Below are 11,989 nucleotides of genomic sequence, written 5' to 3'. Positions count from 1 at the left end.
CGGAACCAGAACGATGCGCAGCCACCCATGGGGTGGCTCTACGCTGCCCCACAAAAAAAAGGGCCGATCAAACGATCGGCCCCCGGCTCCCCCGCCGTTATTCGTCGAATTGGATTAGCGCTCGGTGCGGAAATCCACCGGCACGCGCACCACACTGGCCACCGCACGGCCGTTGTGCATCGCCGGCTCAAACTTCCAGTCACGCACCGTGGTCAGCACCGCGCGATCCAAGTCGCGGTCGCGCGTACCGTTGCGCTCCACGATATTGGCCTCGGTCACCTGACCACGCGTATCCACATTGAGGCTGGCAATCACGCTGCCTTCCACACCGCTACGCAGCGCCGTGCGCGGATAGACCGGCTTGGCATTGCTCGTCAGCGGGCGGGCATCACGATCACGCACGGCAACCACAGCTTTACGCGGTGCGGTCGCCGGCGCGGCCTCGCGATTGGCCGGGACAGGCGTGGTGGCAACCGGCGTTTCAGTGGCCGGCAGCATGCGCTCGCCGATCGGTGCACTGACGTCGTCCGTGGGGTTGGCATAGCGCAGCCAGACCAGCGCAGCGGCGAACATCGCGACAATCAGCGCCATCCACAACCAGGGAGAGGTGCGGCGGCGAGCCGGATCATCGGTAACGTCGCGCTGATGCTGCGGCGAAGTGGGCATCTCGTGTGCGTGAGTAACACTCATGGCGGACTCCTGGTGTCGAGTTGACGACGCCAGTCTTGCCTGTTGCGAGTTGAAGGTGTGTCACTGGAACGTCAACGCGGCGACTGCATTCCTGTTGAGGTTCAGCATGATGAGTCCGGCCTATACGCGGGTTTGACGCGATCGTGATCGCACCCCGGTAGGTACCGACCGTTGGTCGGTACATCATGAAACCGTCGGTCGGTACATCATGAAACGGTGTTCGCACTAACAGTGCGTACATACCAATGCACACCTACCGGCGCAGTTTCACTGCGCCTTGAAATCAAACGGGACTTCGATGCTGCCGGTCACGGCCACGCCGTTGTTCTGCGCCGGCAGGAAGCGCCAGCGGCGTACGGCGTCGGTGGCGGCGCGGTCCAGGTCGCGCGAACCACTGCGCTGCACGATGGTCACGTTCATCGGCACGCCGGTGGCATCCACATCCACGCGGACCACCACGCTGCCGGTCTCGCCCCTGCGCAGTGCGGCGGGCGGGTAGGTGGGCGGCGGCGACTGGTCGGCGATCGGCTGCGGGCGATCGCCGGCGGCCATCGCGCTCTGGGGCGGCGCCGTCGTCGGGGCTGCCGGTGCCGTCGGCGCCGGGGGCGGCGGCGGGGCGGTTTCCACCAGCTGCGGCTTCTCTTCGTCGGCCGGCGGGGCCTTCGCGTCCGGCATGTCGCTGGAACCGGCGGCCGCGGCCAAGGGCTCGGGCAGCGGCTCGACCTCGGCCACCTGTTGCGGCGTCTGGGCCGGGCCGGCCTTGTAGAAATCGCTGTTGCGGTTGCTCAGCCACACCACCAGGAACAGCAGCACGCCGACGCCGAAGGCGATCCCGGCGATCTTCAGGCTGCGGCGGGGCAGGTGGAAGGTGATGTTCTTGCCAGACGAGGAGCGGGAAGCGGACATGAGCCATACCAGAGTGAACACCCCGATTCTGCCACGCCCGGAATGAACCGGGCGGCAGAAAATCGGATTACAGGCGATAATCCCCCTCCAGACCCGCCAATGCCGCCCAAACGCCATGCTTGATCCAGCCCTGCTCCGCCAACAGCCCGCCGACCTTGCCGAACGCCTGCGCACCTCGCGTGGTTTCGAGCTGGACGTCTCTGGACTGGAGTCGCTGGAAGCCGACCGCAAGCGCATCCAGGTGCGCACCCAGGAGCTGCAGAGCCTGCGCAACAGCCGCTCCAAGGCGATCGGCCAGGCCAAGGCCAAGGGCGAAGACGTCTCGGCCATCATGGCCGAGGTCGCCGCCTTCGCCGATGAGCTCAAGGCCTCGGAAGTGGCCCTGGACGAGCTGCGCGACAAGATCGAAATTATCGCCATGGGCATTCCGAACCTGCCGGCGGATGATGTTCCGGCGGGCAAGGACGAGTCCGAGAACGTTGAACAGAAGCGCTGGGGCACCCCGCGCAGCTTCGATTTCCCCGTGCTGGACCATGTCGAGCTGGGCGCGCGCCTGCATCGCCTTGACGGCGAGGGCGGCGCCAAGCTGTCCGGTTCGCGCTTCACCGTCCTGCGCGGCCCGATCGCGCGCCTGCACCGTGCCCTGGCCCAGTTCATGCTGGACCTGCACACCGGCGAGCACGGCTACGAGGAAACCAACGTGCCGGTGCTGGTCAATGCCGAGTCGCTGCGCGGCACCGGCCAGCTGCCCAAGTTTGAGGACGACCTGTTCAAGACGGCCGTGGGCGAATCCACCCGCTACCTGATCCCGACCTCGGAAGTGTCGCTGACCAATATCGTGCGCGACGAGATCGTCGACGCCGAGCGCCTGCCGCTGTGCATGACCGCCCATTCGCTGTGCTTCCGCGCCGAAGCCGGCAGCGGTGGCCGCGACGTGCGCGGCATGATCCGCCAGCACCAGTTCGAGAAGGTGGAGCTGGTCACCGTCTGCGCCCCGGCCGACAGCGAGGCCGAGCACCAGCGCATGACCCGCGCCGCCGAAGTGGTGCTGGAAAAGCTGGGCCTGCCGTACCGCAAGGTGCTGCTGTGCACCGGCGACATGGGCTTCTCGGCGGTGAAGACCTACGACCTCGAAGTGTGGCTGCCTTCGCAGGACACCTACCGCGAGATCTCCTCGTGCTCCAACACCGGTGATTTCCAGGCCCGCCGCATGCAGGCCCGCTGGCGCAACCCGGAAACCGGCAAGCCGGAGCTGGTGCACACCCTCAACGGCTCGGGCGTAGCGGTAGGCCGCGCCATGATCGCGGTGATGGAGAACTACCAGAACGCCGACGGCAGCATCACCATCCCCGACGCGCTCAAGCCCTACATGGGTGGCCTGGACACCATCGCGTAACCGAAAGAAACCCGCCGAAAGGCGGGTTTTTTATCGTTACGCTGGCCGCCTCGACCCACGTAGAGCCACGCCATGCGTGGCTGCTCCTCGTTCCGGTACCGCGCACAGCCAGGCATGGCCTGGCTCTACCTCGGGTCACGGTCACCGGCGCTGCGGCGCTTCTCCAAAAAAAACGGCCCCGCCAAAGCGGGGCCGTGGGGTGGGCCGGAAGGGGGAGGGGACCCCGGCCCGGGCAGGGCGTCCGACGAGGACTCAACGCCTGCCCTGGAACACTCAGGCCGCCGTCACTTCCTCAAACTCGGCCGCCGGCAGGCTGGCCAGCGCCGCCGCGATGGCGTCGGTGCGGTGCTGCGGCGAATAGGCAATGCCCTCGGCGCGCACGAATTCCACATCGGTGATGCCCATGAAGGCGAACACTTGGCGCAGGAACGGCTCCTGGAAGTCGGCCGGCGAATCGGTATAGATGCCGCCACGCGCACTGGCGATGATCACCCGCTTGCCACCGGCCAGGCCCACCGGGCCGTTCTCGGTGTACTTGAAGGTGCGCCCGGCCACCGCCACGCGGTCGATCCAGGCCTTCAGCGTGGAAGGAATGCTGAAGTTGTACATCGGCGCGCCGATAACCACTACGTCTGCCGCCAGGAACTGCTGCATCACCGCTTCCGCATCGGTCGCTTCGGCCGCGTCGGCCTGGGCCAGCGAATTGCTGGTCAGATGCGGAATGGGGTTACGATCAAGGTCGCGGTAGGTCACGTCGAGGTTCTCGACGGTCTCATCAAAGCGTGCGACCACAGCCGCCGACAGTTGGCGGGACACCGAGTTGTCGCCCAGCACGCTGGCATCAATGTGAAGAAGCTTCATGGCAATCACCTGTTATCCGGGGAAGGGCGGTCAAGGCGCCGCCGACGGAAAGCAGGTTAGGTTGTTGCGCCGCTGGGATAAAGGTGGTTGAATACCACGTATTGTTCTATATCTGGAACTTCGGTATGCACGACCTCAATGATCTGTACTACTTCGCCATGGTGGTCGACCACGGCGGTTTTGCCGCGGCCGAACGTGCCCTGGGCATCCCCAAATCCCGTCTGAGCCGCCGCATCAGCCAGCTCGAGACCGACCTGGGCGTCCGCCTGCTGCAGCGCTCCACGCGCCGCTTCGCGGTCACCGATGTGGGCACCAGCGTGCACCGCCACGCCCAGACCATGCTTGCCGAGGCCCAGGCCGCGCGCGAAGTGGTGGACCGCCTCAGCGCCGAGCCACGCGGCCTGGTCCGCGCCAGCGTGCCGGTCTCGCTGGCGCAGATGCAACTGCCCAAGCTGCTGCCCAAGTTCCTGGCCCAGTACCCCAAGGTGCGCCTGCAGCTGAACATCAGCAACCGCCGCGTGGACATCATCAACGAAGGCTACGACGTCGCCCTGCGTGTGCGCTCCCGCCTCGACGACGACGGCAGCCTGGTCATGCGCAGCTTCGGCCAGGTGCAGGAACTGCTGGTGGCCAGCCCGAAATACCTCGATCGCGCCGGTCGCCCCAAGGATCCGGACGAGCTGGCGAACCACGTCACCCTGAGCATCAGCGAAGACGAAGCCCGCCAGCGCTGGGAACTGCACGGCCCGGATGGCGCGGTACGCCGTGTCGACCTGCAGCCGCGTGTGGCGGGGTTCGACTTCCCGCTGCTGCAGAGCATGGTCAAGGACGGCTTCGGCATCACCATGCTGCCCGAAACCGTCTGCGCCGACGCCGTGCGCAGCGGCGAGCTGGAAGTGGTGCTGCCGGAATGGTCGCTGCCGCAGGGCGTCTGCCATGCCGTATTCGCCTCCCGCCGCGGCCTGCTGCCGGCGGTGCGCGTGTTCATCGACTTCCTGGCCGAACACCTGCCGCCCCAGCTCGAGGCCTCGCGCCTGGACTGCGGTGGCGCGTGCGAGCGGGCCAAGGAGAAGATCCGCGCCAGCGCCCTGGGCGCGTTGGCGGTGGATGCGGGCTGAGTTGACGCGGGCGGCCTTGGGAAAACCGGGTCGCCCATGCGAGAATACGCGCCCGGCCGAGGCCGGCGCACGACATCCGGAGAGATGGCCGAGCGGTTTAAGGCACCGGTCTTGAAAACCGGCGAAGGGTCAAACCTTCCGTGGGTTCGAATCCCACTCTCTCCGCCAATCTCGGATCTGCGGCGTCGATTGAACTAGCGGGTTCCATCGAAAGGATTGCCGCCTGATTCAGCATCAACGGCGGCGCACGCCGCTGGGCTATGTGAGAATGGCCGTAAGCCGCTTCCGCCCGGGAGGCGTCCGATCAGGAGGATTGTATGCGCGAAGGATTTGACGGCATCTAATTCGTCACAGACAAAAAGGACTGCTCATCGCCAGATGGGTGGTCTTTTTTTTGGGGGAGAGAATGGAGTTCATGGGTTCGCTCTGGTCGACGTTTGCCTCTGACGACGTCAGGAATGCATTCGTCATGGGCGGCGTGGTCATTGCACTGCTTTCCTTGAAAAACACGGTAGAGCTCGCGAAGAAAAAGCAGAGCTCGGACCTCGTCTTCGCCGGAAGGAATGATAAGGACTTCGCTGGCGGAATCAGCGCTTTGAAGAGGAGGCGCGAAGCGGGCAGCATTCGGGAGCTCGCTTTTGCGAGGAACTACGGGCAGCCAGATGCAGTAAGTGTCTCCTACATACTCAATTACTTCGAGGCTGTAAGTGTAGGTGTGTCCCAAAAGATCTACGACGAATCCATCCTGAAAGAGAACTACTGCGGCACGGTCGTCAAGATTTGGGCTTACGCATCCGACTATGTTCTGGAGCTGCGCAAGGTTCAGGACAACCACGCCATTTACAAGAATCTCCAGCGCATGGCAGAGCGTTGGGGTAGCCCGGCGAAGCCCCGATGGAAAGTGAGGCTGCCGTTGGTCCGATCAGAGCGGTAGTCGTGCGTAAATCTTGATTCACGCTGCATTTGTATGCCGCTGGCGCGATCCCCCGATGACCAGATGAGTACATGAGCATCCTCCCATCGTTTGGGCAATTTGACGTGATCATTGGCGGCAGCTAAGTCCGCCAGTACATCCGACAGATGTGCCCTGCGCAGGAGCCCAGTCCGGAGTGAACCGCCCGCGCCGTCTGCCTTCGACTGGCTCATGCCAATGCCAGGGACCGGGTTCTACGGCGGTGCCAGGCCCAGACCAGTGCCACCGCCAGTCCCGCCGCCGACAGGCGCAGCACGGTAGCCGGCCAACCAACGGCCGTGGCCTCGGTGATCACGAATACATTCCAGGCCAAGTTGAGCGATATGTGCAGGGCCAGCCCGCTCCACAGGGTGTAATCGTCCAAGGTGTTGAGCCAGGCGAACACCAGCCCACCGATGCCGGTGATGGCGAACACCTGCAGGGCCATGCCGCCGCCACCGCCGAACGACCACCAGTGGATCGCACCGAATATCACTGCCTGGACCAGTGCGGCGGCCAGCCACGGCCAACGCTGCTGGCGGTGCGCGAAGATGAAACCGAAACTGCGGAAGATGATCTCCTCGGCGAGTGGAAACAGCACGCCGAGCATCATCAGGGCGAGCAGATCCTGGGTCGGATTGAATCCACCCAGCCACCACAGACCCAGCCAGCACGGCAGCGTCGCCAGCAGCGCCAGGGCCGGACCCTGCCAGCCATTCCAGCGCAACCCGAGCAGCGCATGCAGGCGCTGGCCCGGCCGCACCAGCAGCGCGGCCACGAGCAGCACCAGCAGCACGCCCAGGCCGTTGTCGAGGATGGCGCCGCCATAGGGAATCGGCAGTTTCGGGATCGGGGTGCCCAGCCACGCGGCGAGGTCGCGCAGGTTGATCGATGCAGCCAGGGTGAGCACGACCACGCACGCGGCCAGCCAGGTGGGCAGACGGAGAGACGGCATGGGACGTTCCATATCCAGAGATGCGTGGATTTTTGGCGACGACAGGCCCGGCAGCACGGGGCGTTGGTCAGGGGGCCATTGGTCATGGCCGCGTTGCACCACGGTCAGCTGGGACCGGCTGGAGTGCCGTGGGCTCTACCCAATGCATCGCTGAAACCGTTACGCCGCAAGTAGCGCTGTTGGCTATATACGACGAGCCGTGGATTCACACATAGGATCTATCCGCCAGTGCATCCGACAGATGTGCCCTGCGGCGGCGTCCAGCTCAGCTGACCGGCCTCGATGGTGATCGTGTGTTGGCCGTCCGAGAAGACAGTCCGACCGTCGGAAGTTGTCCGCTCGGCCAGGCTGACGGGAGCGCCACCGTTGACGGAGACCGTTGCGCTCTCGCCGAGGAGTTGAACTCCAAGATCGGTATCTCCACAACGATATTTGGACGTCGGATGCGCCCCTCCGCTGCCCCCGATTGAGGCTTCTGGCTCGGCGGTCTGTTGCGGTTGGCAAGCGGTGGCGCCAAAAAGCAAAGCAGTGCAGAGTGAGAGCTGGCGGAGCATGGCGGTTCTCCTGGCAATGGGTGAACTGGCAAGGATCGGTCACTGCAATCAGGCTTCTACGCCTTGGCAGGACAATTGGCAATCCGGGGTCCTCGATGCTCAAAACGCCCCGAGCTCAACGGGACGTTCTATAGAGCCAAGTGCACCCCGCCATTCTTCACGCCTTTGGCCCCTGAAAGCATTGCCCCATGAAGATCAACTACCGTTTCACCTTCGCATGGACTGAGATCCGAGGCTCCCAACTTTCCGCCCTGGGGCTGAAAGTTGAGCCCCCGGATGAACCTCGGCCGCAAACAGGTGGTATCGGAGTTGGCCATGTGGTGGAAGGTGCGCCGGGCTGGAGTGAGGCGTGCAGCCTGGTCCGCTCGTGGGATGGCTGGGCCACAGTGACCACGGAGTTCACGCCGTCCGAGGTAAAGGCCGCCTCTCACTGCGCTCTGGTTGTCGTCCACGCGAGCGGATATCCGCAGCCAGAGCGCGACTTCTCTTTTCGCGAGGTGACTTACGACCTGAGCAGGCGCTGCTCAAAGTGCGGAGAGGGTGCGGTGAAAGCAGCGCCTTTCAGGGTCAAGAAGAGCCTGAAATGGGGCCGCAATGCTTTCTTGAAGCTCAACTGGATTGAAGAGGCCTGCTTTATGCAGACCTCTGTCTGGAACGGGCATCTTTCAGGCCTTGGTGTTGGAGTGCTCCCTGTGGAAGACCCAAAAGGGCATCGGCTTGACGATATCGTCCAGTTGGGTCTGGGGCCGGCAGTGCCGCTCTCAATGGATGGCGCGCGAGGAATCAGCTGTGAGAAATGTGGGAGAGAGCTCTATCCATGGCACGATCGCGGCTTCTTTCCCTCTCCCATTGGTCCGCCGGACGTGCCTTTGTTCCATAGCGTGCAACGCTTCGGGGTTCCGCACCAAGCCGCCAATGCAATGATTGTGAGCGCTGAGGTGGTAAGGGCGATCAAGGCGGCTGGGCTGAGAGGGGTAGAGTTGTGGCCCTGTGTACCGCCAGAGTAGCTATGAGTCCTGGAAGGCTTGACCGATGAGCGCTCCCCGGTTTGGGTGGCAGCTTCAGCAGCGCAGCGTATGGGGCTGACTCGTGGGAAGGCGCTTCGAGCGCCAGCGCGGTGGTCGCAGCGACGATCAGTTCTACGCCTCGCCGCAGCTCGACTCGATAGACTTCATCCATGAAAGGATGGAAAAGGGCAGCGATGATGGTAGATGACCGCCATGAAAGACGCCGGGAGTCGCCGAGAGCGTTCACTGCGTGAAGTTGCGCCCGTACCATAGTTGGCCAGTGACCACGCTCTTAATGGTGGCTGAGTTGGCAGTGTCATCGCCTGCAAGGCCTCTTAGCCCCGCTGCGATAGCAATATTTGCTCAAGGAAAGCGACGTCAATGGGTATTAAGCGTGCCAAGATTCTTATGGAGGCTGGCGACGTGGATGGCGCGCGCCAGGAGCTCTTGGAGCTTGTTGACATTGACCCTTCGTCTGAGGGGGCGTGGCTGCTACTGGTCGGGATTGGCTATGGAACCAACGACGCGACCTTGTCGTTGCGCGCTTTTCGTGAGCTAAAGAAGACTCGATCGCGCGATGCGTATGTTGCTTCAGGTTTGGTGGACTGCCTGATCCAGTTGGAGCGGTACGAAGAAGCCAAGCAGGAGATCCAGCGCTTCTCGGAGGTTGCTGAGCCTGGACTTCCCTTCCACGACACTGTGTTGGAAGAGCACCGCAGAGCACTTGAGTTCATCCGTGGCAGGTTAAGCGAAAGCGACCAGGGCGACGCGTCGGCTCCTTGAAAGATGATTCGAGTTGCGGGACGAGGAGGTCTTCAATCGCCCCAGCCGTATTGGACGTCCCAACGCCTGCACCAGTATCGAGGTGCCGTTGAAAATAGATGAGCCCCGCGATGCGGGGCTCAATCTTCATTACGTGTGCTGTCTCAGCAACGTAGAGCCACGCCATGCGTGGCTGAACAACCCTCAATGCCGTGCATCATCCTTGGCCTTGCCAACTTCGCTCTGCACCTTGCCAACTTCCTTCTGCACCTTGCCCTCAAGTTCCTGCGACTTGTCGCCCGTCACCTTGCCGGCAACTTCCTTCACGGTGCCCTTGACCTGATTCTTTGCGCCTTCAGTACGGTTCTTGTCCATGTTCGGATGCCTCGAAGTTGAACCCGTTGTGGGTGGAACCATCCTGCGTGAAAGCAGGTAGCGAGACGGTGACCCCCAGGTAGCGGGACGGTGAACTGCGCCGTCACGCAGCGCACATGTCGTGAGGGTTGCTTCACACTCGCGCCGTATCCTGCGCCAACTTACCCACAACAGCCCGGCGCATGAACACATCTTCGTCAGATCGTTTCGACGTGATCATCATCGGCGGCAGCTACGCCGGCATGTCCGCCGCGCTGCAGTTGGTGCGGGCACGCCGTAGTGTGCTGGTCCTAGACACCGGACAGCCTCGCAATCGAAACTCCTTGGCTGCCCATGGTTTCATCGGCCAGGAGGGTCTGCATCCGGCGGAGATCGCCTCGCAGGCGCGCACGGAACTGCAGCGCTATCCCACGCTCACCTGGGTGGAGAGCAAGGCCGAGAAGGCTCGCGTACTTGAGGAGGGCACGTCTTTCGAGGTCGACTGCGAAGACGGTCGCACGTTCTCCGCCGATCGCCTCGTGCTTGCGTATGGCGTCACCGACACGCTGCCACCCATCGACGGTCTGGCCGAACGCTGGGGTCGCAGCGTGTTCCATTGCCCGTACTGCCACGGCTACGAACTCTACGAAGGCAACATCGGCGTGATCGGTTGCTCCGAAGACGGTGGTGCAGGTCAGGCGCTGCTGCTGTGCGACTGGGGTCGAATCACATTGTTCTGCAGCAATCCCGACAGCATCGACCCGGAGCAGCGCAAGCGTCTGGAAGAATGCAATGTAGTGATTGAATCCGACCGCATCCTGCATGTGGAGGATGCGGCCACGGTCGCATTGGAGGGTGGCCGCCGCATCACCCTCGACGCGCTGTTTCTGCTCCCGCGTTCAACGCTCTCGTCGGATATCGCCGAACAGCTCGGCTGCGAGCTGATGGACGCAGGCTGCATCACCGCCGATTCCGCCAAGCAGACCACGGTGCCCGGCGTGTTCGCTTGTGGCGATGCCGGGCGCATGGCCGGCAGCATCGCGTTGGCAGTGGGCGAGGGCGCACTGGTGGGTGTTGCCGTGCACCGTTCTTTGCTGGGTCTGCTCGACTGAGCGGTCAATCGCCAGGGCGCGGAGTGGCATCCGTGCCACTTCGGCTGTCAGTATTCGCTTTGTGCGGCGGGAATCGGTTCCTCCAACATTGAAGATCGCGACGGCTGCTCGGGCTTCTCTGACCAGTCCACGATGGAAATCAACGCCATCAGGTTCCTGACAGTCAGATCCTCAATCGTGCCGGGGCAACGCTCGAGCAGACCGAACAGCTTCACCATCTCGATCATCCGGAGGTCGTAGATGCGCAGCAGCTTTCGGGCTACCCGGAACAGGTCGTGCCTGACCGTGTCATCTTGGCCAATCAAGCAATGAACGTGCGAAACGTATGCCCCCTTTGGACCTGACGCCCAAACAGCGCTTTGCAGCTCGTAGAGTGTCATGTCGTCCAAGCGCTTTCCGGTCGCGGCGACGCGGGCCTTGATGTATTCGTTGAGCGCTGCCCAGTCGGCAGTGTTCCAATCGAGAGCTTCTGCCAAGACACCAAAGCTATTGGCGATATCGACTGCAAAGGGCGAGGGTGCTGCTAGGGTGTCGATCGACATGGCGGGATTCCTCAAGGAGTAGAGATCCATCGCCCTGCGATAAAGCATTAACGGGCGCTGGTGCGCCTCTGGCTCGGGACGCCAATCCCGGTCACCGATTGTGCGGCGACGGGACGATCCTGATTGCTGGACTCAACAGCTGTCAACGATGCCTGTGTGGAATTGTGCACTGGGATCGGTTACCTGTGCCAGTTCGTCGCGAACGCCATCATTTCTCGTCTATTCCGTGGCGAGTGAGGCATTCAAGGAAGAGGGGCGCATCGCGACATAGAGTCGTCATCCCTTGACGAAACTAGCGCCAACTCTGCTGGATTGCGCATTGAAGTCGCTCACGTCCAATAGCCAGCGAACGACGTTGGTGATCCTGTGCCACCATGCACTCCGGATACGATCAGATAGACGCCGCAACGATAGAGGTTGACTGATATGAATATTTCCCCCATCCGTACCCCCGCTGACTACAAGCTGGCATTGAAGTCGGTTTCCGAGCTTGTTGAGGCGGATCCTGCTCCCGATAGTCCGGAAGGCGAATTCCTTGACGTGATGGCAACGCTCATTGAGGCGTACGAAGCTGAGCAGTTTCCCTGATTAGTCGAATCCCCCCCATGCCAACGCATTTCCGGTGGTGTAGAACCAATGGGAAGTGGGCGATGAAACGGTCTGGGTGCGTTCCGTGCCGGCCAGGGTGAACAGAATTTTACGTGCCGTATCGATTGCACTGCCCATCGCGGCGGTGGTGAGGGCAGTCATTCACTTCCAACCCTATGCCTCCCTCTAGGC

General features: G+C 62.8%; 14 protein-coding genes and 1 tRNA gene. 8 read left to right on the top strand and 7 right to left on the bottom strand.

Annotated elements, in window-relative coordinates; all coding sequences use genetic code 11:
- Positions 1 to 114 precede the first annotated feature (114 nt).
- Positions 115 to 690 (bottom strand): TonB family protein, encoded by a 576-nt coding sequence (locus ACOZHM_RS02890; protein ID WP_421567432.1) that lies wholly within the window; start codon positions 688 to 690, stop codon positions 115 to 117.
- 267 nt (positions 691 to 957) lie between these two features.
- Positions 958 to 1,596: a TonB family protein gene (locus ACOZHM_RS02885; RefSeq protein WP_421567431.1), complete on the bottom strand. Its 639-nt coding sequence runs from the start codon at positions 1,594 to 1,596 to the stop codon at positions 958 to 960.
- 115 nt (positions 1,597 to 1,711) lie between these two features.
- Here ACOZHM_RS02885 and serS point away from each other — a divergent pair, with 115 nt between their 5' ends.
- Entirely contained in the window at positions 1,712 to 2,992 is a 1,281-nt protein-coding gene (gene serS, locus ACOZHM_RS02880; RefSeq protein WP_421567430.1) for a serine--tRNA ligase, read from the top strand.
- Between the two features lie 273 nt (positions 2,993 to 3,265).
- On the opposite strand, the gene ACOZHM_RS02875 is transcribed toward serS, so the two are convergent.
- Positions 3,266 to 3,853, bottom strand: a complete 588-nt coding sequence (locus ACOZHM_RS02875) for an FMN-dependent NADH-azoreductase (protein WP_421567429.1) — start codon at positions 3,851 to 3,853, stop codon at positions 3,266 to 3,268.
- Positions 3,854 to 3,978: 125 nt separating this feature from the next.
- Between ACOZHM_RS02875 and ACOZHM_RS02870 the strand changes: the two genes are divergently transcribed.
- The 3 genes from ACOZHM_RS02870 to ACOZHM_RS02860 all read left to right on the top strand — a co-directional run bounded on the left by ACOZHM_RS02870 (position 3,979) and on the right by ACOZHM_RS02860 (position 5,905).
- The gene (locus ACOZHM_RS02870; RefSeq protein WP_128097859.1) at positions 3,979 to 4,971 is read left to right on the top strand and encodes a LysR substrate-binding domain-containing protein; all 993 of its coding nucleotides are present in this window, start codon (positions 3,979 to 3,981) and stop codon (positions 4,969 to 4,971) included.
- Positions 4,972 to 5,049: 78 nt separating this feature from the next.
- Positions 5,050 to 5,139, top strand: a tRNA-Ser gene (locus tag ACOZHM_RS02865).
- 247 nt (positions 5,140 to 5,386) lie between these two features.
- Positions 5,387 to 5,905 (top strand): DUF4760 domain-containing protein, encoded by a 519-nt coding sequence (locus ACOZHM_RS02860; RefSeq protein ID WP_421567428.1) that lies wholly within the window; start codon positions 5,387 to 5,389, stop codon positions 5,903 to 5,905.
- Between the two features lie 208 nt (positions 5,906 to 6,113).
- Here the strand turns inward: ACOZHM_RS02860 and ACOZHM_RS02855 are convergent, their stop codons facing one another.
- The gene (locus ACOZHM_RS02855) at positions 6,114 to 6,878 is read right to left on the bottom strand and encodes a CPBP family intramembrane glutamic endopeptidase (RefSeq protein ID WP_421567427.1); all 765 of its coding nucleotides are present in this window, start codon (positions 6,876 to 6,878) and stop codon (positions 6,114 to 6,116) included.
- Between the two features lie 742 nt (positions 6,879 to 7,620).
- On the opposite strand from ACOZHM_RS02855, the gene ACOZHM_RS02850 reads away from it, so the two are divergent.
- Together ACOZHM_RS02850 and ACOZHM_RS02845 are read left to right on the top strand one after the other, a co-directional pair.
- A complete protein-coding gene (locus tag ACOZHM_RS02850; protein WP_421567426.1) occupies positions 7,621 to 8,439 on the top strand; it encodes a hypothetical protein in 819 nt (272 codons plus the stop codon).
- Between the two features lie 381 nt (positions 8,440 to 8,820).
- Complete coding sequence (locus ACOZHM_RS02845) at positions 8,821 to 9,222, top strand: tetratricopeptide repeat protein (RefSeq protein WP_421567425.1); 402 nt, start codon at positions 8,821 to 8,823, stop codon at positions 9,220 to 9,222.
- A gap of 183 nt (positions 9,223 to 9,405) precedes the next feature.
- Here the strand turns inward: ACOZHM_RS02845 and ACOZHM_RS02840 are convergent, their stop codons facing one another.
- Complete coding sequence (locus tag ACOZHM_RS02840) at positions 9,406 to 9,576, bottom strand: CsbD family protein (protein WP_421567424.1); 171 nt, start codon at positions 9,574 to 9,576, stop codon at positions 9,406 to 9,408.
- A 182-nt stretch (positions 9,577 to 9,758) separates the two neighbouring features.
- Between ACOZHM_RS02840 and ACOZHM_RS02835 the strand changes: the two genes are divergently transcribed.
- Entirely contained in the window at positions 9,759 to 10,667 is a 909-nt protein-coding gene (locus tag ACOZHM_RS02835) for an NAD(P)/FAD-dependent oxidoreductase (protein ID WP_421567423.1), read from the top strand.
- A 47-nt stretch (positions 10,668 to 10,714) separates the two neighbouring features.
- Here the strand turns inward: ACOZHM_RS02835 and ACOZHM_RS02830 are convergent, their stop codons facing one another.
- Positions 10,715 to 11,209, bottom strand: coding sequence for a hypothetical protein (locus tag ACOZHM_RS02830; protein ID WP_421567422.1), 495 nt, complete (start codon positions 11,207 to 11,209; stop codon positions 10,715 to 10,717).
- Positions 11,210 to 11,635: 426 nt separating this feature from the next.
- Between ACOZHM_RS02830 and ACOZHM_RS02825 the strand changes: the two genes are divergently transcribed.
- Positions 11,636 to 11,797, top strand: a complete 162-nt coding sequence (locus ACOZHM_RS02825) for a hypothetical protein (RefSeq protein WP_421567421.1) — start codon at positions 11,636 to 11,638, stop codon at positions 11,795 to 11,797.
- Here the strand turns inward: ACOZHM_RS02825 and ACOZHM_RS02820 are convergent, their stop codons facing one another.
- Complete coding sequence (locus ACOZHM_RS02820; protein WP_421567420.1) at positions 11,798 to 11,959, bottom strand: hypothetical protein; 162 nt, start codon at positions 11,957 to 11,959, stop codon at positions 11,798 to 11,800.
- Positions 11,960 to 11,989 lie beyond the last annotated feature (30 nt).

This window comes from Stenotrophomonas sp. PD6, from assembly GCF_049199305.1.
Taxonomy (GTDB): Bacteria; Pseudomonadota; Gammaproteobacteria; order Xanthomonadales; family Xanthomonadaceae; genus Stenotrophomonas.
The sequence above is the reverse complement of the archived record's forward strand: the minus strand, read 5'-3'. Positions and strand labels throughout refer to the sequence as shown.

Excerpts from the sequence above, each read along its gene's own strand:
- ACOZHM_RS02890 (WP_421567432.1), bottom strand. The coding sequence starts at position 690 with ATGAGTGTTACTCACGCACACGAGATGCCCACTTCGCCGCAGCATCAG.
- ACOZHM_RS02885 (WP_421567431.1), bottom strand. The coding sequence starts at position 1,596 with ATGTCCGCTTCCCGCTCCTCGTCTGGCAAGAACATCACCTTCCACCTG.
- serS (WP_421567430.1), top strand. The coding sequence starts at position 1,712 with ATGCTTGATCCAGCCCTGCTCCGCCAACAGCCCGCCGACCTTGCCGAA.
- ACOZHM_RS02875 (WP_421567429.1), bottom strand. The coding sequence starts at position 3,853 with ATGAAGCTTCTTCACATTGATGCCAGCGTGCTGGGCGACAACTCGGTG.
- ACOZHM_RS02870 (WP_128097859.1), top strand. The coding sequence starts at position 3,979 with ATGCACGACCTCAATGATCTGTACTACTTCGCCATGGTGGTCGACCAC.
- ACOZHM_RS02860 (WP_421567428.1), top strand. The coding sequence starts at position 5,387 with ATGGGTTCGCTCTGGTCGACGTTTGCCTCTGACGACGTCAGGAATGCA.
- ACOZHM_RS02855 (WP_421567427.1), bottom strand. The coding sequence starts at position 6,878 with ATGCCGTCTCTCCGTCTGCCCACCTGGCTGGCCGCGTGCGTGGTCGTG.
- ACOZHM_RS02850 (WP_421567426.1), top strand. The coding sequence starts at position 7,621 with ATGAAGATCAACTACCGTTTCACCTTCGCATGGACTGAGATCCGAGGC.
- ACOZHM_RS02845 (WP_421567425.1), top strand. The coding sequence starts at position 8,821 with ATGGGTATTAAGCGTGCCAAGATTCTTATGGAGGCTGGCGACGTGGAT.
- ACOZHM_RS02840 (WP_421567424.1), bottom strand. The coding sequence starts at position 9,576 with ATGGACAAGAACCGTACTGAAGGCGCAAAGAATCAGGTCAAGGGCACC.
- ACOZHM_RS02835 (WP_421567423.1), top strand. The coding sequence starts at position 9,759 with ATGAACACATCTTCGTCAGATCGTTTCGACGTGATCATCATCGGCGGC.
- ACOZHM_RS02830 (WP_421567422.1), bottom strand. The coding sequence starts at position 11,209 with ATGTCGATCGACACCCTAGCAGCACCCTCGCCCTTTGCAGTCGATATC.
- ACOZHM_RS02825 (WP_421567421.1), top strand. The coding sequence starts at position 11,636 with ATGAATATTTCCCCCATCCGTACCCCCGCTGACTACAAGCTGGCATTG.
- ACOZHM_RS02820 (WP_421567420.1), bottom strand. The coding sequence starts at position 11,959 with ATGACTGCCCTCACCACCGCCGCGATGGGCAGTGCAATCGATACGGCA.